The 19500-nt window shown below is 70.1% G+C and carries 19 protein-coding genes, 1 tRNA gene and 3 pseudogenes; 9 read left to right on the top strand and 14 right to left on the bottom strand.

Features of this window, described 5'->3' with window-relative positions; genetic code table 11:
• Positions 1–103: 103 nt before the first annotated feature.
• The 3 genes from pfkB to QQM39_RS26105 all read right to left on the bottom strand — a co-directional run bounded on the left by pfkB (position 104) and on the right by QQM39_RS26105 (position 3465).
• Positions 104–1051, bottom strand: coding sequence for a 1-phosphofructokinase (gene pfkB / locus QQM39_RS26115; protein ID WP_301999969.1), 948 nt, complete (start codon positions 1049–1051; stop codon positions 104–106).
• Positions 1048–1809 (bottom strand): DeoR/GlpR family DNA-binding transcription regulator, encoded by a 762-nt coding sequence (locus QQM39_RS26110; RefSeq protein WP_301999968.1) that lies wholly within the window; start codon positions 1807–1809, stop codon positions 1048–1050. Before QQM39_RS26110 ends, pfkB begins: the two co-directional genes overlap by 4 nt.
• A 204-nt stretch (positions 1810–2013) precedes the next feature.
• Entirely contained in the window at positions 2014–3465 is a 1452-nt protein-coding gene (locus QQM39_RS26105) for an MFS transporter (protein WP_302003731.1), read from the bottom strand.
• 203 nt (positions 3466–3668) lie between these two features.
• Here QQM39_RS26105 and QQM39_RS26100 point away from each other — a divergent pair, with 203 nt between their 5' ends.
• A complete protein-coding gene (locus QQM39_RS26100) occupies positions 3669–4640 on the top strand; it encodes a YafY family protein (protein ID WP_301999967.1) in 972 nt (323 codons plus the stop codon).
• Between the two features lie 256 nt (positions 4641–4896).
• On the opposite strand, the gene QQM39_RS26095 is transcribed toward QQM39_RS26100, so the two are convergent.
• Complete coding sequence (locus QQM39_RS26095; protein ID WP_367669106.1) at positions 4897–5559, bottom strand: TetR/AcrR family transcriptional regulator; 663 nt, start codon at positions 5557–5559, stop codon at positions 4897–4899.
• Between the two features lie 395 nt (positions 5560–5954).
• Positions 5955–6950: an RNA polymerase sigma factor RpoD/SigA gene (locus tag QQM39_RS26090; RefSeq protein ID WP_301999966.1), complete on the bottom strand. Its 996-nt coding sequence runs from the start codon at positions 6948–6950 to the stop codon at positions 5955–5957.
• Positions 6951–7119: 169 nt separating this feature from the next.
• On the opposite strand from QQM39_RS26090, the gene QQM39_RS26085 reads away from it, so the two are divergent.
• Positions 7120–7650, top strand: coding sequence for a GNAT family N-acetyltransferase (locus tag QQM39_RS26085; RefSeq protein ID WP_301999965.1), 531 nt, complete (start codon positions 7120–7122; stop codon positions 7648–7650).
• A gap of 39 nt (positions 7651–7689) precedes the next feature.
• Here the strand turns inward: QQM39_RS26085 and QQM39_RS26080 are convergent, their stop codons facing one another.
• Positions 7690–8475 (bottom strand): dioxygenase, encoded by a 786-nt coding sequence (locus tag QQM39_RS26080; RefSeq protein ID WP_301999964.1) that lies wholly within the window; start codon positions 8473–8475, stop codon positions 7690–7692.
• Positions 8476–8596: 121 nt separating this feature from the next.
• On the opposite strand from QQM39_RS26080, the gene QQM39_RS26075 reads away from it, so the two are divergent.
• Positions 8597–9130, top strand: coding sequence for a MarR family winged helix-turn-helix transcriptional regulator (locus QQM39_RS26075; protein WP_301999963.1), 534 nt, complete (start codon positions 8597–8599; stop codon positions 9128–9130).
• A 116-nt stretch (positions 9131–9246) separates the two neighbouring features.
• Here QQM39_RS26075 and QQM39_RS26070 read toward each other — a convergent pair whose 3' ends face one another.
• Complete coding sequence (locus tag QQM39_RS26070) at positions 9247–10788, bottom strand: MFS transporter (protein WP_301999962.1); 1542 nt, start codon at positions 10786–10788, stop codon at positions 9247–9249.
• Between the two features lie 171 nt (positions 10789–10959).
• On the bottom strand, positions 10960–11604 hold the full coding sequence (locus tag QQM39_RS26065; protein ID WP_301999961.1) for a TetR/AcrR family transcriptional regulator: 645 nt from the start codon (positions 11602–11604) through the stop codon (positions 10960–10962).
• 273 nt (positions 11605–11877) lie between these two features.
• Between QQM39_RS26065 and QQM39_RS26060 the strand changes: the two genes are divergently transcribed.
• Positions 11878–13158, top strand: a complete 1281-nt coding sequence (locus tag QQM39_RS26060) for a M6 family metalloprotease domain-containing protein (RefSeq protein WP_301999960.1) — start codon at positions 11878–11880, stop codon at positions 13156–13158.
• Between the two features lie 133 nt (positions 13159–13291).
• Entirely contained in the window at positions 13292–14974 is a 1683-nt protein-coding gene (locus tag QQM39_RS26055; protein ID WP_301999959.1) for an IclR family transcriptional regulator C-terminal domain-containing protein, read from the top strand.
• 92 nt (positions 14975–15066) lie between these two features.
• Here QQM39_RS26055 and QQM39_RS26050 read toward each other — a convergent pair whose 3' ends face one another.
• Entirely contained in the window at positions 15067–15678 is a 612-nt protein-coding gene (locus QQM39_RS26050) for an NADPH-dependent FMN reductase (RefSeq protein ID WP_301999958.1), read from the bottom strand.
• 204 nt (positions 15679–15882) lie between these two features.
• On the opposite strand from QQM39_RS26050, the gene QQM39_RS26045 reads away from it, so the two are divergent.
• The 3 genes from QQM39_RS26045 to QQM39_RS26035 all read left to right on the top strand — a co-directional run bounded on the left by QQM39_RS26045 (position 15883) and on the right by QQM39_RS26035 (position 17144).
• Positions 15883–15955 (top strand) — tRNA-Arg (locus QQM39_RS26045).
• 113 nt (positions 15956–16068) lie between these two features.
• Positions 16069–16416 (top strand): hypothetical protein, encoded by a 348-nt coding sequence (locus QQM39_RS26040; RefSeq protein ID WP_301999956.1) that lies wholly within the window; start codon positions 16069–16071, stop codon positions 16414–16416.
• Between the two features lie 176 nt (positions 16417–16592).
• Positions 16593–17144: a hypothetical protein gene (locus QQM39_RS26035; RefSeq protein WP_301999955.1), complete on the top strand. Its 552-nt coding sequence runs from the start codon at positions 16593–16595 to the stop codon at positions 17142–17144.
• Here the strand turns inward: QQM39_RS26035 and QQM39_RS26030 are convergent.
• Positions 17101–17409, bottom strand: coding sequence for a transposase (locus tag QQM39_RS26030; RefSeq protein ID WP_301999953.1), 309 nt, complete (start codon positions 17407–17409; stop codon positions 17101–17103). The two genes, QQM39_RS26035 and QQM39_RS26030, sit on opposite strands and share 44 nt — an antisense overlap.
• A gap of 70 nt (positions 17410–17479) precedes the next feature.
• Positions 17480–17740: pseudogene (locus QQM39_RS26025) on the bottom strand (IS5/IS1182 family transposase); the annotation flags it as partial.
• Positions 17741–17937: 197 nt separating this feature from the next.
• Between QQM39_RS26025 and QQM39_RS26020 the strand changes: the two are divergent.
• A pseudogene (locus QQM39_RS26020) lies at positions 17938–18069 on the top strand (transposase domain-containing protein); the annotation flags it as partial.
• A gap of 339 nt (positions 18070–18408) precedes the next feature.
• Here QQM39_RS26020 and QQM39_RS26015 read toward each other — a convergent pair.
• The 3 genes and pseudogenes from QQM39_RS26015 to QQM39_RS26005 all read right to left on the bottom strand — a co-directional run.
• Positions 18409–18735 (bottom strand): hypothetical protein, encoded by a 327-nt coding sequence (locus tag QQM39_RS26015; RefSeq protein WP_301999951.1) that lies wholly within the window; start codon positions 18733–18735, stop codon positions 18409–18411.
• A complete protein-coding gene (locus QQM39_RS26010; RefSeq protein ID WP_301999949.1) occupies positions 18720–19190 on the bottom strand; it encodes a hypothetical protein in 471 nt (156 codons plus the stop codon). Before QQM39_RS26010 ends, QQM39_RS26015 begins: the two co-directional genes overlap by 16 nt.
• A gap of 114 nt (positions 19191–19304) precedes the next feature.
• Positions 19305–19424: pseudogene (locus tag QQM39_RS26005) on the bottom strand (IS5/IS1182 family transposase); the annotation flags it as partial.
• Between the last annotated feature and the right edge of the window lie 76 nt (positions 19425–19500).

Genomic DNA, 19500 nt, shown 5'->3' with positions numbered 1-19500 from the left:
GAGCGGCTCAGGAGGCCCTGCCGTCCGTCGGCGGGCGTGAGTAACGCCGAGCTTCGCCGCTTACGGGCCGGATCGGCAAGAACTGTGACAACCACGACATTCGTCATGACACCGGCTCCTTCAGTGCGCGATCCACCGGCACCTCGGCCGTGACCGTCACCGCGGCCATGTCCAGGTCACCCGGGGACGGCATCACACTGCCGGGGAGCTGTACGGCCGCCGCGCCATGGGCGACCGCCGAGGCGAGGGCCTCCGGGCCGCTGCCGCCGGCGATCAGGAAACCGGCGAGGGAGGAGTCGCCGGCACCGACATTGCTGCGTACGACGTCGACGCGCGCACTGGCGAACCAGGCGCCCGCGTCGTCCACCAGCAGCTGCCCGTCGGCGCCCAGGCTCGCGAGCACGGCGCGCGCGCCCATCTCGCGCAACTCCTCGGCCGCCTTCACCGCATCGCCCACGGTGGCCAGGGGGCGCCCAACGGCCTCCGCGAGCTCCTCGGCGTTCGGCTTCACCACGTCGGGCCGCGCGCGCAGGGCTTCGAGGAGGGCGCGCCCGGAGGTGTCCAGTGCGATTCGCGCGCCGCCCGCGTGCGCCCGGGCGACCACATCGGCGTACCAGGACGGCGCGAGCCCCCGGGGCAGGCTCCCGCAGCAGGCGATCCAGTCGGCTTCGCCCGACTGCTCGCGGACCGTCTCCAGGAGCAGCTCCTGCTCGGCCGCGGACAGCTCGGGACCGGGCGCGTTGATCTTCGTCAGTACGCCGTCCGACTCCGCGAGCGCGATGTTCGAGCGGGTGGCCCCGGCGACCGGGACCGGCGCCACCTCGATGCCCTGCGCGTCGAGCAGGTCGGCGACGAGCGCGCCGGGCGCACCACCCAGGGGCAGTACCGCGACCGTGCGCCGCCCGGCCGCCGCGACGGCGCGCGAGACGTTCACACCCTTGCCGCCCGGGTCCATGCGCTCGCCGGTGGCGCGTATGACCTCGCCACGGTCGAGGGAGGGGACCTCGTAGGTGCGGTCCAGAGACGGGTTCGGGGTGACGGTGAGGATCATGCGCGCACTACTTCCGTGCCGCCGCGCTCGATCGCGGTGGCGTCTTCGGGGCTCAGCCCGCTGTCGGTGATCAGCAGGTCCACGTCGCTCAGGTCACCGAAGCGGGCGAAGTGCTCCTGGCCGTGCTTGGAGGAGTCGGCGAGGAGGACGACACGGCGGGCGGCGGCGACGGCGGCGCGCTTGACCGCGGCCTCGGCGAGGTCGGGGGTGGTCAGACCGTGCTCGGCGGAGAAGCCGTTGGCCGCGACGAACAGGACGTCGGCGCGGATCTCGCCGTACGCGCGCAGCGCCCAGGCATCCACGGCGGCGCGCGTACGGTGCCGTACGCGCCCCCCGATGAGGTGGAGCTGGATGCCGGGGTGGTCGGCGAGGCGGGCCGCGATGGGCAGGCTGTGCGTGACGACGGTGAGGGACGTCTCCAGCGGCAGCGCGGCGGCGAGGCGGGCCACCGTCGTACCGGCGTCGAGGATCATCGTGCCCTCGGTGGGCAGTTCGGCGAGGGCCGCCTTCGCGACGCGGTCCTTCTCGTCGGCCGCCGTCGACTCGCGCTCGGCGAGGTCCGGTTCGAAGTCCAGGCGCCCGGCCGGGATCGCACCGCCGTGCACCCGGCGCAGGAGCCCGGCGCGGTCGAGGGCCTTCAGATCCCGGCGGATCGTCTCCGCCGTCACCTGGAACTCCTCGGCCAGCGACAGGACGTCCACTCGGCCGCCGTCACGGGCGAGCCGGAGGATTTCCTGCTGCCGCTCCGGTGCATACATGTCCGTTCGCCTCCGAACTGTGCCCGAGCTTGTGGTTTCGCTGGGAGGCTACGCCGGGATTTCCGGAAAGTAAACAGGTTCGGGCGCAATCGGGCATGAACGGGCTTCTGGGCTGGGGAGATACGGATCCGAGCTGGGGGATACGGACGGCGAAGGGCCCGGCACCGAAGCGCCGGGCCCTCCCCCGCTCTCTGGACATCGCCCTCAGGACACCAGCGCGGGCTCCTTCTCCGTCGTCGGCGACGGCGCCTCGGCCGCTCCCTCGAGGTGCTGCGCCGGACGCCCCGGCAGCGCGAACATCAGCAGGAAGATGACGCCCATCACCGCGGCCACCCACCCGAGCGCGTGCTGGAAACCGTCCGCGAAGGCCGGGCCGGCCGCCGTGCGCTCCCTGGCCTCGGTCAGCCGGTCGTCGACCACCCCGAAGAAGACCACCGAGACCAGGCCGAGGCCGAGCGCGTTGCCCATCTGCTGGACGGTGCTGATCAGGCCCGACGCCGAACCCGCGTGCTCGCGCGGCACCTCCGACAGGATCGCGTCCGTCAGCGGGGCCACGATCAGGCCCATGCCGACGCCCATGACGACCAGGGGCAGGGCCATCTGCCAGGGAGCGATGGACAGGCCGTAGCGGCCGGACTCCCAGATGTAGAGCAGCACGCCGATCGCCATCACCAGCGCGCCCGCCTGGAGCACCTTGCGGCCGAAGCGCGGGACCAGCTTCTGCACGGACAGGCCGGCCGCCATCGAGACGGCGATCGAGAACGGGATCCCGGTCAGGCCGGCCTTCAGGGGGGACCAGCCCAGGCCGAACTGCATGTACAGCGTCCAGACCAGGAAGAAGATGCCGAGTGCCACGCCGAAGACGGTCTGTACGGCGATGCCGGCCGCGAAGCTCTTCACCTTGAACAGGGACAGTTCGATGAGCGGGGAGCCGTCGCGGGCCGCTTTCCGCCTCTCGTACGCCACCAGCGCCCCGAGGACGACGAGGGCGCCGGCCATCGACACGTACCCCCACGTCGGCCAGCCCAGCTCGCGGCCGCGGGTCAGCGGGTAGAGCAGCATCAGCAGGCCGAGGATGACGAGCGAGACGCCGACGAGGTCGAGCTTCAACGCCTTCGGCGCCTTGGACTCGGTGATGAAGCGACTGCCCAGGATCAGGCCCGCGATGCCGACCGGGAGGTTGATCAGGAAGATCGGGCGCCATTCGAGGCCGAAGAGGTTCCACTCCGTCAGGAGTGCGCCGAGGAGGGGGCCGGTGACCGCGCCGAGGCCGACCACGGCCCCGAACAGGCCGAAGACCTTGCCGCGTTCGTGCGCCGGGAAGGTGGCGTGCACGATCGACAGGACCTGCGGGACCATCAGCGCCGCCATCGCGCCCTGCAGGATGCGGGAGGCGACCAGCATCTCCGGGTTCGCGGCGAAGCCGCACAGGGCGGAGGCGAGGGTGAAGCCACCGATGCCGATGAGGAACAGCCGTTTGCGGCCGTGGATGTCGCCCAGGCGGCCGCCGGTGATCAGGCCTGCGGCGAAGGCGAGGGCATAGCCGGCGGTGATCCACTGGATCTGGCTGAAAGTCGCGCCTGCCTCCCGCTGGATCGACGGGATCGCGACGTTGACGATCGTGACGTCGACCAAGTCCATGAAGGCCGCGGTCATCACGATGGCCAGGGCGAACCATCGGCGGCGGTCGGCTGTGGCTGCTGTCGCGGCTGTGGCCGCTGTGGCCGCTGTGGCGGGCTGGGCGCCGCGGTTGGGCCGGGGTGATGGTTCGGTCTCGGCTGAGGTCCTTGAGGTCATGGGTTGAAGCTATGGCTTCATTAGGTCAGATCACGTCCTAGTTGTGCGGCATCCTCGGACTCATGACGACGGACACTCCGGCACGGCTCCTGACGCTCCTCTCCCTTCTGCAGACGCCCCGCGAATGGCCCGGCGGTGAGCTCGCCGATCGGCTCGGGGTGTCCCGGCGTACGGTGCGGCGGGACATCGACCGGCTGCGGGAGCTGGGGTATCCCGTGCAGGCGACCAAGGGGGCCGACGGTGGTTATCGGCTCGTGGCGGGCAAGGCGATGCCGCCGCTCGTCCTCGACGACGAGGAGGCCGTGGCGATCGCGGTCGGGCTGCGGGCCGGGGCCGGGCATGCGGTCGAGGGGGTGGAGGAGGCGTCTGTGCGGGCGCTGGCGAAACTGGAGCAGGTGCTGCCGGCGCGGCTGCGGCACCGGGTGACGACGCTTCAGGCCGCGACCACGCCGCTGACCAGTGGGGACGGGGCGAGTATCGCGCCCGAGACGCTGACCGTGATGGCCTCGTGTGTGGCGGGGCGGGAGCGGTTGCGGTTCGCGTACCGGGCGGGGGACGGGACGGAGTCGCGTCGCTTGACCGAGCCGTATCGGCTCGTGTCCACGGGGCGGCGTTGGTACCTCGTCGCGTACGACCTCGACCGGGAGGACTGGCGGACGTTTCGGGTGGACCGGGTGAGCGAGCCGTTCGCGACGGGGGCGCGGTTCGCTCCGCGGGAGTTGCCGACGGGGAGCGCGGCGGAGTATCTGCGGCAGTCGATGTGGCGGCGGCAGGAGACGTACGACTTCTCGGTGACCTTCGAGGCGCCTGCGGAGTTTGTCGCGGCTCGGTTGCCGGGGTGGTTGGGGGTGCCCAAGCCGATCGACGGGCGACGGTGCCGGCTGCGGGGTACGGGTGCGGACTCCGTGGAGTGGATGGCGGTGCGGTTGGCGATGGTGGACTGCGAGTTCGTGGTGGAGTCGCCGGGGGAACTGGTGCGGTGTGTGCGGGAGTTGGGGGGGCGGTTGAGTCGGGCCGCTGCCTCCGGCGGTTAGGCGAGGGTGCCTGCGGGTGCCTCCGGCGGGTGGGCGGGGGGTGCCTGCGGCGGCCTGTGCGGGTGAGTGGGGGTGCGCGTAGCGCCTGCGGGTGGGGGGTGGGTCGGGGCCGTGCCGGGGGGTGTCCGTCCTCGGTCCGGTGGTTGGCGTTGGGCGAGAGGTGCCGTTTCTTGACACCGGACTCTGCGGGCGGACACCCCCCGGCACGTCCCCTTCCCGCCGTACGCGACTGCGGGTACGTCCATCCCCCTCGGCTTCACGCCGGGCGTACGGCCATGTCCTCCCACGGGAAGTCCCTCAGCGCCGCCAAGTTGCGCATCGCCAGGGCGGCCGGGCCCTGGGGGCCCTGTGCGGGGGCGTCTCCCGCTGCCCAGGTTTCTACGGCCACGCGTACGGAGGCGGCGGCAACTGCGGCGGCGAAGTGGAGGGCGGGGGTGTCGGCAACGTTGTCGTCGGCCTTGCTCCTCGTCGCCAGTACCTCCGCCAGCCTTGTCTCCGCCTCATGGCATACCTCCGCCCACACCTTGCGCAGGGCGGGGCTCGTGTCGGCCAGGCGGACCAGGGTGCGGATCCACTCCCAGGAGGGTGCGGAGACTCCGGCGCCCGGGGTGAGGGTGCGGCGGGCCGCGTGTTCCAGGGCTTGGGGTAGGGGCAGTTCGGGTGGGGCCGTGCGGACTGCTTCCGCCCAGCGGTCGGCGCCGGCCGCGTAGAGCGGGGCCACCGCCTCCTCCTTGGTGGCGAAGTAGCGGTAGAAGGTGCGGGGCGCTATGCCGGCGGCCTGGGCGATGTCCTCGGCCCGGGTGGCCCGTAGGCCCTGCTTCACGAAGAGAGCGGCCGCGGCGCGGGCGATCTCCATGCGGGTCGCTGCCTTGCGTCGCTCCGTGAGGGAGGGGGCGTGTGCGGGGATGGGGCTGCTCACGTTCGGCAGGCTATGCCTGTGTGGCACAATCTGCCATTCGGGTGGGTCACCCCGTGGTTCAGGTACGGGGTGACCCGCCCCTCTGCCTGCGGGCCCACAAAAGAGCCGGGCCCCGGCACCCAGGGGGGATGGGCGCCGAAGCCCGGCTCGGGGAAAGTCCCGGCGCCGGGGGGAGTGCGTCGGGACTTGGTCTGTGGGTGGTCGTGGGGCTCCGTGGTCTTTGTCCGGGGGCCCGAGGGCGGTCGCCTCAGGGCCCGAACTCCCTTACCCGGTTGTCTTGTTCCCGGTGGCCCGTGCATTGAAGCGGCGTTACATCGCCATGTTTGCGCGGTCTTTGGCCACCCGGCGTACGCGGCGGCACGGGTCGTACGCCCCCGCCCCGTCGGCCGGAGGGGCTACGCGGCCGCGTCGAAGCCGGTGCTGCGGGCCAGCTTCTTCAACTCCAGCAGGGCGTGCTTCTCGATCTGGCGGATGCGCTCGCGCGTCAGACCGTGCTCCTTGCCCACCTCGGTCAGGGTGCGCTCGCGGCCGTCCTCGATGCCGTACCGCATCTTGATGATGGACGCCGTGCGCTGGTCGAGGCGGCCGATCAGGTCGTCCAGTTCCTCGCTGCGCAGGAGGGTGAGGACCGACTGCTCGGGGGAGACCGCGGAGGTGTCCTCCAGGAGGTCGCCGAACTGGGTCTCGCCCTCGTCGTCGACCGCCATGTTCAGCGAGACCGGGTCGCGGGCCCAGTCCAGGACGTCGATCACACGGTCCGGGTTCGAGCCGAGCTCGGCGGCGATCTCCGCGGGCTCCGGGTCACGGCCGTGCTCACGGTTGAACTCGCGCTGGACGCGGCGGATGCGGCCCAGCTCCTCCACCAGGTGGACGGGGAGGCGGATGGTGCGGGACTGGTCGGCTATCGAGCGCGTGATGGCCTGGCGGATCCACCAGGTCGCGTACGTCGAGAACTTGAAGCCCTTGCGGTAGTCGAACTTCTCCACCGCGCGCACCAGGCCGGCGTTGCCCTCCTGGATCAGGTCGAGCAGGGGCAGGCCGCTGCGGGGGTAGCGGCGGGCCACCGCGACGACCAGGCGGAGGTTGGAGCGGATGAAGATGTCCTTGGCCCGCTCGCCCTCGGCCACCAGGGCCTCGAGCTCTTCACGGGTGGCGTCCGCCCTGGCCTCCTCGCACCCGTCGAGGACCTGCCTTGCGAACACACCCGCCTCGATGATCTGCGACAGCTCGACCTCTTTGGCAGCGTCGAGCAGCGGCGTGCGCGCGATCTCGTCGAGGTACATGCCGACCAGGTCGCGGTCCGCGATCTCGCCGCCATGGGCGCGACTGCTTGCCGCGTCGGCGGTCCCGCCGGTGGCGGACTGACGACGGGCGACGGCACGGGTTGCCATGCGTGCTCCCTTGCGATGTGGGCTGGCGGGTGGTTCTTGAACGCTTGGGACTCTTCTCGAGTGCCCGCCGTTCGATGGAAACAACGACTGGAATCAGGACAGAATTCCCAACCCGCACCCCTATTTTTCTGATCTTGCAGTACCCTGTCCGGCCACATGAGGAGGCACGATGCCGTCGGAACGTACAGAGGTGCAGGTCAGGCCGGGAGTCGAGGATGACCTCGAAGCTCTCACCAGCATCTACAACCACTATGTACGTGAGACGCCCATCACATTCGATACTGCGGTCTTCACGCCGGAAGAGCGCCGCCCTTGGCTGCTCTCCCACCCTGAAGACGGCCCGCACCGGCTGATGGTTGCCGAGGAGAACGGGCCCGGGGACGACTCACAGCGGATTCTTGGCTACGCCACATCCAGCGCCTTGCGGGCGAAGCCCGCCTACGAGACCTCCGTCGAGGTCACGATCTACCTCGCTCCGGACGCCGGCCGGCGCGGCGTCGGCACCCTCCTCTACAAGGCCCTCTTCGAGGCGCTGGCGGACGAGGACCTGCACCGCGCCTACGCCGGGATCGCCCTGCCGAACGAGGCGTCCACGCGTCTGCACGAGCGGTTCGGCTTCCGGTACGTCGGCACGTACCGCGAGGTGGGCCGCAAGTTCGGCCGGTACTGGGACGTCGCCTGGCACGAGAAGGAACTCTGAGCCCCGTCGGCGAGGAGGCGCCCGCCGACGGGGAGGCCCTCAGCCGAACTGCACCGAGCGCTTCGCCAGCCCCAGCCAGAACCCGTCGATCACCGACTTCTGCGCCGTCGCCTCCCCGGCCGCGTCCGCCGCACCCATCGCCACGAACAGCGGGGCGAAGTGCTCGGTGCGCGGGTGGGCGTAGCGGCCGGCCGGCGTCTTGTGGAGGAAGTCCAGCAGGGCGTCCCAGTCGCCGCTCTCCAGCGCCCGGCGGCCCCAGTCGTCGAACTCCACGGACCAGGCGGGGATGCCGCTCTGCCGCAGGGCGGCGAGGTTGTGGGTGAAGAAGCCGGAGCCGACGATCAGTGCGCCCTCGTCGCGCAGCGGCGCCAGCTTGCGGCCGATCTCCATGAGCCTCACCGGGTCGAGGGTCGGCATGGAGACCTGCAGGACGGGGATGTCCGCCTCGGGGTACATCTCGACGAGCGGGACGTAGGCGCCGTGGTCGAGGCCGCGGTCGGGGATGTCCTGCACGGGCGTGCCGGGGGCGCGCAGCAGTTTCCGTACGGACTCGGCGAGTTCGGGCGCGCCGGGGGCCGCGTACGTCACCTTGTAGTAGTGCTCGGGAAATCCCCAGAAGTCGTAGACGAGAGGAACGGTCTCGGTGGCACCGATGGCGAGCGGGGCCTCCTCCCAGTGGGCGGAGACCATGAGGATCGCCTTGGGGCGCGGCAGCCCGGCGGACCAGGCGGCGAGCTCGCCGGGCCAGATCGGGTCGTCCGCGAGCGGCGGGGCGCCGTGGCTGAGATAGAGAGCGGGCATGCGCTCCTGCGTGGCGGCGGACATGGCGGCGACTCCCTCCGGAGACCTGAAGCGTTATTTGCTTCAAATCTAAAGCTTATCTGCTCACAAGACGGTACGCCGCAGTAGTTAAAAATTCAAGGAGAGCTCTCGTACAGTGGAGTACATGAATACGGCACCGACCTCCGCACCCTCGCCCGCATCCGCATCCGCGGCGGAACCGCGCTGGCTCACCGACGAGGAGCAGCACGTCTGGCGCTCCTACATCGACGCGACCACCCTGCTCGAGGACCACCTGGACCGCCAGCTCCAGCGGGACGCGGGGATGCCGCACGTCTACTACGGCCTGCTGGTCAAGCTCGCCGAGTCCCCGCGCCGCCGGCTGCGGATGACCGAGCTGGCGATGTACGCCAAGATCACCCGCTCCCGTCTCTCGCACGCCGTCGCCCGGCTGGAGAAGAACGGCTGGGTCCGGCGCGAGGACTGCCTCGACGACAAGCGGGGCCAGTTCGCGGTCCTGACCGACGCGGGCATGGAGGTGTTGCGGGAGACCGCGCCGGGCCATGTGGCGGCCGTGCGCCAGGCGATGTTCGACCGGCTCACCCCCGAACAGCAAAAGGCCCTCGGCGAGATCATGCGGATCGTCGCCGAGGGCCTGCAGCCCAGTGAAGCGGGTGCGGACCTGCCCTGGCTCCGCTGAACCGCTCATTCAGCGGCGAGCCGGGGCAGGTCCTGGGGGTCGTACGTACGGAGCGTCCCCATCCCCGTACGTACGCCTGGTCCCGAAGTGGTACGGCCGTACGGTCGTCGCCGGCCTCAGTGCGCGACGACCGGCACCCGCACCTCGTCCTCGGTGCCCTCCTCGGAGGACGCCACCGTCGCACCGTCCGGGCGGCCGGCGTTGACGAAGGTCACGACGATCACCGCGGCGAGCACCAGCATGCCGACGGCGAACCAGATCGCGTTGGTGTAGCCGTGCACCATGCCCTCCAGCTGGACCAGCTGCTGCTGGGAGCGGGAGCTCGCGGAGCCGATGTGGTCGGCGATGTAGGAGGTCGTGGCCGAGGCCGCGATCGTGTTCAGCAGGGCCGTGCCGATCGCGCCGCCCACCTGCTGCGAGGTGTTGACCATCGCGGAGGCGACACCCGAGTCCCGGGGCTCGACGCCCAGGGTGGCCAGGGACATGGCCGGCATGAACGCCGTACCCATGCCGAGACCGAGCAGCAGCATCGCCGGCAGGATGATCGAGGCGTACGACGAGCCGATCTCCAGCTGCGTCATCAGCAGCATGCCCACCGCGGCGACCAGGAAGCCGGGGCCCATCAGCATGCGGGCCGGCAGGCGGGTCATCAGACGGGTGCCGATCTGGGTCGAGCCGACCATCATGCCGACGATCATCGGCATGAAGGCGAAGCCGGTCTTGATCGGCGAGTAGCCCTTCACGATCTGCAGGTAGTAGGTCAGGAACAGGAACGTGCCGAACATCGCGATGATCGCGATACCGAGCGAGAGGTAGATCCCGCCGCGGTTGCGGTCGGTGACGACGCGCAGCGGCAGCAGCGGGGCCTTGACCTTGGCCTCGGTGACGACGAAGGCGAGCAGCAGGACCACGGAGGCGACGAACATGCCCACGGTCACGGAGTCGCCCCAGCCGTCGGACTCGGCGCGGGTGAAGCCGTAGACCAGCGCGACCAGGCCCAGGGTGGAGAGCAGGACGCCGGGGATGTCGAGCGGGTTGCGGTTGCGGCCGCCCTCCGGCTCACGGATGACGAAGTACGCGCCGGCCGCGGCCGCGATCGCGAACGGGATGTTGACGAAGAACGTCCAGCGCCAGTCCATGTACTCGGTCAGCACACCGCCGAGGATGAAGCCGACGGCGCCGCCGCCACCCGCGATCGCACCGTAGATGCCGAACGCCTTGGCGCGCTCCTTGGCGTCCGTGAACATCACGGCGAGCAGCGAGAGCGCGGCGGGTGCGAGCAGCGCGCCGAAGACACCCTGCAGGGCGCGGGCGCCGAACATCATCGCCTCGTTGGTGGCCGCACCGCCGAGCGCGGAGGCACCGGCGAAGCCGATGAGACCGACGACGAAGGCGTTCTTGCGGCCCCACAGGTCGGCTATCCGGCCGCCGAACAGCAGCAGACCGCCGAAGGCGAGCGCGTAGGCCGTGACGACCCACTGGCGGTTGCCGTCCGAGATGCCCAGGTCCTGCTGGGCGGAGGGCAGGGCGATGTTCACGATGGTCGCGTCGAGGACGACCATGAGCTGGGCCAGCGCGATGAAGACGAGCGCTTTCCAGCGGTTGGAATCGGCGGCACCGAGGGTGCTGCCGGGGGCCTTTGCGGCCGTTTCAGACATGGGGGTACCCACTTCGGGACTTCGTGACGGAAAAAGTGAAAGGTAAAGGGGACGGCTCGTCGGCTGTGACGGCCGGTGAGATTCGGTGTGGTGACTTCTGCCAGGTAGTGACTGCTGCCGAGTAGCGACTGCTGCTGAGTAGCGACTGCTGCCGCGCTCTGAACTGATCGGTCAGGCCTGGCGCAGGTCCTCCATGGTCATCGCCGTGCCCGGCAGGACCGAACGGGCCGGGGCCCGCAGTCCGTCCAGGAACAGCTGCAGATGGCGGTGGACGAAGCGGTCGACGCTCTGGCACCCGGTTCCGGCCGGGGGCCGGCTGAGCTGGGCCACGGCGACCATCAGGTCACCGACCTCCACGTCGGAGCGGAGTTGGCCGGCCGCCCTGGCGCGGTCCATGACCTCCGTGACGAGCTGCTCGAACCGCTCTCGTGCGGCTTCCAGGTCCGGATGATGCTTGTCGAAGGCGCTCTGGACCATCGGGCACAGCGCGCTGATCCGCTCGTCGGCGGCGGCGTGCACGAAACGCTCCAGAGCCTCGAAGGCGTCCCCGGTCTGCGCGAGCGCCAGTTCGACCGCCGCCACCGTACGGTCCATGACGGAGCAGACGACCTCGCGGACCAGCGCGTCGCGGTCGGGGAAGTTGCGGTACACCGTGGCATTGCCGACGCCGGCCCGGCGGGCGATCTCGTCGAGCGGCACATCGGGGCCGAACTCGACGAACATCTCCCGGGCGGCGGTGACGATCCGCTCCCGGTTGCGCAGGGCGTCGGCGCGCGGCCGGGTCGCCTTGCGCGCTACGGGGGTCGCGGTCTGCACGGCGTACTCCTGAGTTCCAGTGGAACGAGTTCCAGTGTGAGGCGATCCGGGGAAGGTGTCCCCGTTTCGCTCGGACACATGGCTAAACGGGGAAGACCTCCCCGGTTATTTCCCGCCTCGCGAAAAGATTCATGTGACCTGAGTCACAAGTTCGCGTGCCAGGTACCCACGTTCGGTCTCATCCAGCGCGCGCCGGCGCACCCCTCGACACAGGGTGATCGAGAGGGTGCAGCGCGCAGTACGGGCGGCTGCCCTGGACTGAAGGGCCCATGCATGCAGCTGAGCCGTCGGATACGCCCCCGCCGTGTGGCCGCCCTCGCCTCCGTGACCGCCCTGACCCTGGCGGTCAGCACCTCGGCAGGCACCGGGCACCTCACGGCGGGCACCCCGACGGCCACCGGAGCGGGCCCGATCGCGCCGGCCCGCTCCTCCCCCCTCGGCCCCTGCATGATCAACGGCCGCCCCACGGTCCAGATGTCGGAGGGCATACCGACAGCGCGCGGCTACGCCCGCTCCACCGGCACCGTCCGCGCCCTCACCCTGATGGTCGACTTCCCCGACACGCCCGGTCCCGGCCGCGCGCTCGACCGTTTCGCGGAGTTCTTCCCGAAGACCCAGGAGTGGTTCCGCACCAGCTCCTACGGCCGCCTCGACTACCACGCCCGGACCCCGATCCGCGGCTGGCTGCGCATGCCCAAGTCCTTCCACGCGTACGGCATAGAGCGCGGCGCGCCCTTCGACCCCGGGTACCGGCAGCTGGTCCAGGACATCGTGGCCGAGGCCGATCCCAAGGTGGACTTCCGGTCGTACGACTTCCTGAACGTGCTGGTGACGCCGAACGCCGGCCCCTCGGCCCTGGACACGGTCCTGTCGGTGTCCTTCGCCGGCAACATGGAGGCCCCGGTCGCCGACGGCGTCTCGGTGGCCAACGCCTCCTTCGTCTACTCCCGCCAGGACGACGGCTCCGGCACCTACCACCGCACCGGCTACCGGGTCCTCCCCCACGAGAACGGCCACGTCTTCGGCCTGCCCGACCTGTACACCGCCGAGGGCGGGGGCGCGGTCGGCCACTGGGACATCATGAGCGAGGACTGGGGGGCCAACAACGACCTGCTCGGCTGGCACAAGTGGAAGCTGGGCTGGCTGGACGCGGCACAGGTACGGTGCGCGGCCGCCCCCGGGACGACCGAGTACGCCCTGACCCCGCTGGCCCTCAAGGGCGGCCCGAAGCTGGTGTTCGTACCGCTGGACCGCCGCAGCGGCTACGCCGTCGAACTGCGCACCCGCGAGGGCAACGACGAGACCGTGTGCCGCCCCGGCGTCCTGATCTACAAGGTCGACGCGGACGTGGACACCGGGATGGGCCCGGTGAAGGTCCACGACTCCCACGAGGACAGCGGCGGCTGCACCCGCAGCCCGAACGTCCACGCCGAGCTGTCGGACGCGACGTTCGTGCTGGGGGAGGAATTCCGGGATACGAAGCGGGGGGTGCGGATCGCGGTGGTGGGGGCGGATGTGGGGGGTGAGTATCGGGTGCGGGTGTCGCGAAGGTAGGGGTAGGGGTAGGGGCGGTGACGGGGATGGCATGCCCGGCGATGTCGTACGCGCGCGTGGGTCCACGTCGGCGTACGCGCGCGTGGGTCGCATTACGGTGAGAGCCTGCCGCGACCGCCGTACCGGAGAGCCGATGCCCGCGAAGACGACCATGGACGCCGCCCCCGCCGTACCGGCGGAGGCGGTGACGCCGTTGATCCGTGGCGTCGCGGTGCTGCGGCAGCTGACGGAGGCCGGCGGGACGCTGAGCGCGAGCGGGCTGGAGCGGGCCACGGGACTGGCCCGCTCCACGGTGGACCGGATCGCGTCCACGCTCGCGCGCACGGGATACGTCCGTCTCGACGGCCGCGACGTCGTCCTGGCGCCCCGGGTGATGGAACTGGGCAACGCCTACCTTGCCGCCCTGGGCCTGCCCGCCCTCCTCTCCTCCCACGCGGACGCGCTCGCCGACGAGTGGGACGAGTCGGTGTCGCTGGCGGTCGGCGACCGCGACGGCATCCGCTTCATCCACCAGGCGACCCGCCGCCGCGCGATGTCCCTCAGCTTCCGCATCGGCGACCTGCTCCCGGCCGAACGCACCGCACCGGGTCCGCTGTTCGCGACGGAGTGGACGGACGCGGAGTGGCACGCCTGGCGCGAGCGCCGGGCGGCGGACCCGCGGGACCGGGGCTTTCCCGCCGTACCGCCCCGGGAACACGCCTCGCCCGACGAGGACTTCGAGCGCCGGGCGGAGCGGGCACGCAAGGACGGCTGGGCGTTGGACGACCAGTTGATCGAGCCGGGTCTGGTGGCCGTGTCCGTACCGGTACGGGATCCCCGCGCGGGCGGCCGTATCGCCTGCGTGGCGAGCGTGGTCAGCCACACGAGCCGCCACACCGCCGCGAACCTGCGCGACACGCTCCTCCCCCGCCTGCGGGCGGCGGTGACGAAGATGGAGCGCGAGCTGCGCGAGGCACCGCAGCCGAAGCCCGGGGCGGCACCGGCGGGCCTGGCGATCTGGACGGGCGCCTCCAAGCAGGAACTGGGCCGGGAGTTCGTCGAGTCGCTGGCGCGCGGGCTGACCGTACTGACCGCCTTCGGCGAGGGCCGGGCCGAGCTGACCCTCACGGACGTGGCCCGCGCGACGGGCCTGGCCCGGGCCACGGCACGCAGGGCACTGATCACATACGAGCATCTGGGCCTGGTACGCCAGTCGGGGAACCGCGGCTTCACACTGACCCCGCGCGTACTGTCGCTGGGCTACCCGCCCCTGTCCCGCACGTCCCTCTCCCAGATCGCGACCCCGCATCTGGCCGAACTCGCCGAACGCGTCCACGAGTCGGCGTCCCTGGCGGTGCTGACGCCGTCGGGCGAGGAGATCCAGTACACGGCCCGGGCCGCCACCAGCCGCGTGATGAGCGTCAACATCACGATCGGCACGCGGCTGCCGGCGTATGCGACGTCCCTGGGCAGGGTGCTGCTGGCGGATACCGGGCCCGGGGAAGGGCAGTCGGCTGCCGCCCTGACCGAGCTGCACCCGCTGACCCCTCGTACGATCACGGACCCCTCGACTCTCGCAGCGGTACTGGAGGACGTCCGCGAGCGCGGATACGCCCTGGTCGACGAGGAGTTGGAGGAGGGCCTGCGCTCGGTGGCGGTACCGGTGCGCGACCGGACGGGCCGGGTGGTCGCCGCGGTGAACGTGGCGATGCATGCGGCGCGGCGGTCGGTGGAGGAGTGCGTGCGGGAGGTGCTGCCGGAGCTGGTGGAGACGGCGGCGCGGGTGGAGGGTGATCTGCGGGTGGCGGGGCGGTTCGCTCGGGTGGCGGTGTCCTGACCCCTTTGTTTTTTGAGGTTCGTTTTTGAGATTCGTCTTTGAGGTTCGTCTTTGAGGTTCGTCTTTGAGGTTCTTCTGTTCGTATTCGAGGTTCAGCCGTCGTACGGCCTGACGGCACGGCCCTCGCGCAGGGTCAGCCCCCACCAGGCGAGCTGGTCCAGCAGCACGGCGGCGGCCTTGGCGGTGCCGTCCTGGTCGTACGGGCGCCCCTCGTCGTCGAACCGCTCCCAGGCCATGTGGAAGCTGACCGTGTCGCGCAGGGTGACGGCGTGCAGCTCGGCGAAGACCTGCCGCAGCTGCTCCACCGCCCGCTGTCCGCCGGCCATACCGCCGTACGAGACGAAGCCGACCGGCTTGGCCCGCCACTCCCGGTAGACGTAGTCGATGGCCAGCTTCAGCGCTGCGGGGTACCCATGGTTGTACTCGGGCGTGACGACGACGAACCCGTCGAGCCCACCGATGCGCTCGGCCAGCGTCGGGGCGCCGTCCTCGGCGTCCGGCCGCTCCAGGGTCAGCTTGAGTTCATCGGCGAGAGCAGGTTCGGACAGGTCGATGACATGCGTCTCCATGTCGTCACGCCGCCCGACCTCGGAGACGAACCAACGGGAGACCTTGTCGGCGAAACGCCCGGGGCGGACGCTGCCGATGAGGACGCCGATCTTGAGCGGGGGGTGGGAGGTGGAGGTGCGCGGGGACTGGGACATGGGGGTGCCTCGATTCCGGGTGGTCGGGAGAGTCCGTGATTCGGCCCTGGGTGGGCCCGCGCAAGCAACGTAAAATCTCAAGTTCGCTTGAGGTCAACCGCGCCCCGGAGCAGATCGAAGAAGATCGACGAGGCGCGTCACCGATCACCGACAACCGGCGCGAACCCCGAGGGACGGATCCGCTACCCTGTCAGGGCACCTTCTGCCTTCGTAGCTCAGGGGATAGAGCACCGCTCTCCTAAAGCGGGTGTCGCAGGTTCGAATCCTGCCGGGGGCACAGAGAAACACCTGGTCAGAGGCCCTTCCGTCCGTCGGACGGGAGGGCCTTCGTACTCGCAGCACACATATGGCACACATGCGGCTGCGGGCAGAGGTGGGGAGCTGTGCGAGATGCCCGCGAAGGACGAGCCGGCTCGGCGCCGGCACGAGAAGCTGGTCGACCGCCTCGAGTCGCTGATGCGGGCCGCACTGAAGCCCGAGTACGAGGGCTACTACGGGCAGCTGATCCTCGGCGCGGACGATCTTGCGGAGATGGGCGAGCTCAAGGATGTCCGGCGTGCCGCCAGGGAGGCAGGACGGCGTCTCGGCTGGAAGACAACCACGCACCTCGTCGGCGGGAGGCTCTTCGTCCTCGACGAGCGCGAGGTGCCCGAGAGGATCGAGCGGCTGGCCGGGGATGCGGCCGCTGCTGCGATGGACCGGTTCTGGGAGGAAAGCCGCCGGCCGCGACTGACCTGATCAGAGGGAGACGCAAGGGGCCACCCCACCGCATGAGCGCGGTGGGGTGGCCCCTTCGCTTAAGAAGCTGTTGTCGTTCCGGACGTGAGGGCTGCGTTTTCGCTGGTGGGGCATAGGTTCGGCAATCTCGTGGGAGTGACGGCTTGTCATGTCGTCGCTGCTGTGGGGGGGCGTGGATGCCGTCGGTGGTCGGGCTGCTGGAACAGCGCGAGCTGGGTGCTCGCCGTCGGGTGGACGAGCTGCGGGAGGAAGCAGACCGTGTCCAGGCCGAACTGGCCGTGGCCGAGCGGGAATGGCAGGAGTGGACGATTGCCCGCTCGAAGGTCGGCGAGGTGCTGGCCCCGGAGGAGGAGACCGGGCGCGACCGTGCCCGGGCTGATGAGAGGGTGCCGGCCGCTGAAGGGCAGCCGGGAACGGCCCCACAGTCGGCGGAGGCGGTGAAGCCGAAGTCGCAGGTGCCCGTGTGGCGTGAGGGGCTGTCCTGGTCGGCGCTGTCGGTGGACTACCAGCGCATCCTGCAGTTGGGGGCGGACCGGGCCCGGCTCGGGCAGGGGCCGGTGACCTGCCAGGGGATGGCCGCCGTGTTCGGCATGGACGTGGTGCCAGCAAGGGTGGAGGCGCTGCGGTCGAAGGCGAAACGCCTGGTGGCCCGGGGCTGGCTGGCCGAGCCCGCGCCGGGCCGGTTCACGCCCGCGCCGGGCGTGGCCGGGCCAGGCGGCGGGTCATGACCATGGTCATCGACCACAGGATCATCGCCTCGGCACTGGTCGTGCGGCGCTCGTAGTCGCGGGCCAGGCGGCGGCTTCGCATCAGGTGGGCGAAGAGACGCTCGACGATCCACCGCTTGGGCAGCACCACGAACCCCTTCTGGTCGTCGCTGCGTTTGACGATCGCCAGCACCAGCGCGAATGCGGCCAGGCAGTGCTCGACCAGGCTGCCGGTGTAGCCGCCGTCGGCCCAGACGAGGGCCAGGCGATGGCGTGCATCGGCCACCCGCACCAACAGGACCTGCGGCGGTGCGGTCGCCGACAGCGGCGCTGGTGACCATCACGCCGAGCAGCAGGCCGAGGGCGTCGACCACGACGTGCCGTTTACACCCGTTGATCTGCTTGGCGCCGTCGTAGCCGCGGCTGTCCGCGCCGACGACGGCGTCCGCCTTGACCGACTGTGAGTCGATCACCCCGGCCGTGGGCTCCGTGTCCTTGCCCAGCTTCTCGCGGACCCGCTCACGCAGCCGGTCGTGGAACTCCCTGGCCAGGCCGTGGTCGCGCCAGCGGCGGTAGAACGCGTACACCCGGTCCCACGGCGGGAAGTCGCACGGCATGGCGCGCCACTTGACGCCGTTGTCGACCAGGTAGCGGATCGCGTTCAGTATCCAATGCCACGAAGTTAAGGCCCAGTTGACGGTGTCAAGCACGACCGCGACGTGAGACGTGCCTCTGCTATCCAGGGGATCGACCAAGATCTTCCTGAGAGAGCAGAGGCCCTGCGACACAGTCTGTCACGCACAGAAACGATGACGTGTTCGCGCCCGGACACGTCGGTGAATTGACGCAGGTCATCCCGACCGAGCTGGTGGATGCGGTGCTGGAGGAGACAGGGACGCGCGAGCGCCGGCTGCGCAGTCTCCCCTCGCGCGTCGGGGTGTACTTCGGAGACGTGAGGGAGCTCCAGGCCGAAGTCAACGGCCTGGACGGCGAGCTGTGGGAAGCGTTGATGAAGCACGTGGGTCAGTGAGCCGATCCGGCGGGCTGACCCTACGTCTATGGCACAGCCCTGGAGTACTACAGCGTGTAGCCAGCGGCTACGGACTGGCTCGCTGGGCGAAACCCTCGGTCGACACTTCCGCCGTGACGCCCTTCTTCCTCGGGTGGCTCAGGCAGGTTGCCGGGCGCCGACGTGCCCGTACTGACGTCGGAGGCAACCACGGAACCCCGTCTGATCAGCACGGACAACTTGGAAATAGGTACCGAGGGCTCTTTGCCTCATGTGTCAGTATTCGGTGAGATCCACGATCACATCGCAGTGTGGATCGTCGGAAGGCGCATGCAGGTTCTCGTTCGCCAGGAACGCCGGGGAGACCAGAGAGCCGAGCAGGCCAGGGCCTGTATTGCTGATCAGGACGTCCACACCGTACACACGGTCCCGCTCAGGTGAACGGAAATAGAGGCGCATGAGGTCGTCGCCGGTGATGACCGCGCCGATGAACATCGGCTTCCACGACACGTGCGTGGTGACGAAGGAGCGCACGAGATCGAGCAGATGACCCGCGGCTGTCTGCTCGGTGCCTGAGTCGGGAGAATTCACATCTTGGCCCATGCCGGACACTTGTTCCCCGGTTGGTTGTGGCAGTACGCCGTGATGACGCCGATCTTCTGACCGCGACCGGCATCATAATCGCCATCCGTGGTCTTGCGCGTGTACTGCACGACCACCGTGAACTTCACCTGCCGCGGCCTCGGGCCTGTCTCGATCACAACCCCGTCGTACTCCAGGTGCCCGTGGTGGTCGTTCCGGTCCACACGGTCTCGCAGGGCCGCATCCAGGGAGGAGCACTTCTTGATGTTGTGGCGGCCGGTGAAGTGGTGCCAGCCCAACTTCGAGTTCCCGTAGCGGGTGACGATTTTCCTGCCTTCCTTGTCCTTCGACTCGCACTTGACGCGCTTGTCCCACGGGTTCGGCTGCGCCGGCCTCAGATCGGCAGCATCGGCAGTCCCCGACATCAGCGAAGCGGCGAACACCGTGGCGGCAGCGACTATCGTGATCTTCTTCATGGACGTGATCACATCATCGCGCACCAGAAACTCAACAGGCACCTATCGGACAAAGTGAGGCTGGCCCGCGGCTGCGCGTCTCCGGGATCCCTTGGCCTGACACCCCGCTGGTGCGGCTGGCACACCGATGACCGCGCTGGTGCAGGCGTGCGCGATGCCGACCGGGATGGTGGACCCGGCAGCGATCTGTGCGAGGGACCCGTGCCTGCGCAGGTGCACCGGAGCGACCAGGGCATAGGGCAGGTCGAGTGCGGCAGGACGGGAAACCGACAAGGCTCCTGGGCCGGCTGAGTCGAGACGTCGAACATCT

This window comes from Streptomyces sp. DT2A-34 (assembly GCF_030499515.1).
Taxonomy (GTDB): domain Bacteria; phylum Actinomycetota; class Actinomycetes; order Streptomycetales; family Streptomycetaceae; genus Streptomyces.
This window is presented reverse-complemented; position numbering and strand designations above follow the sequence as displayed.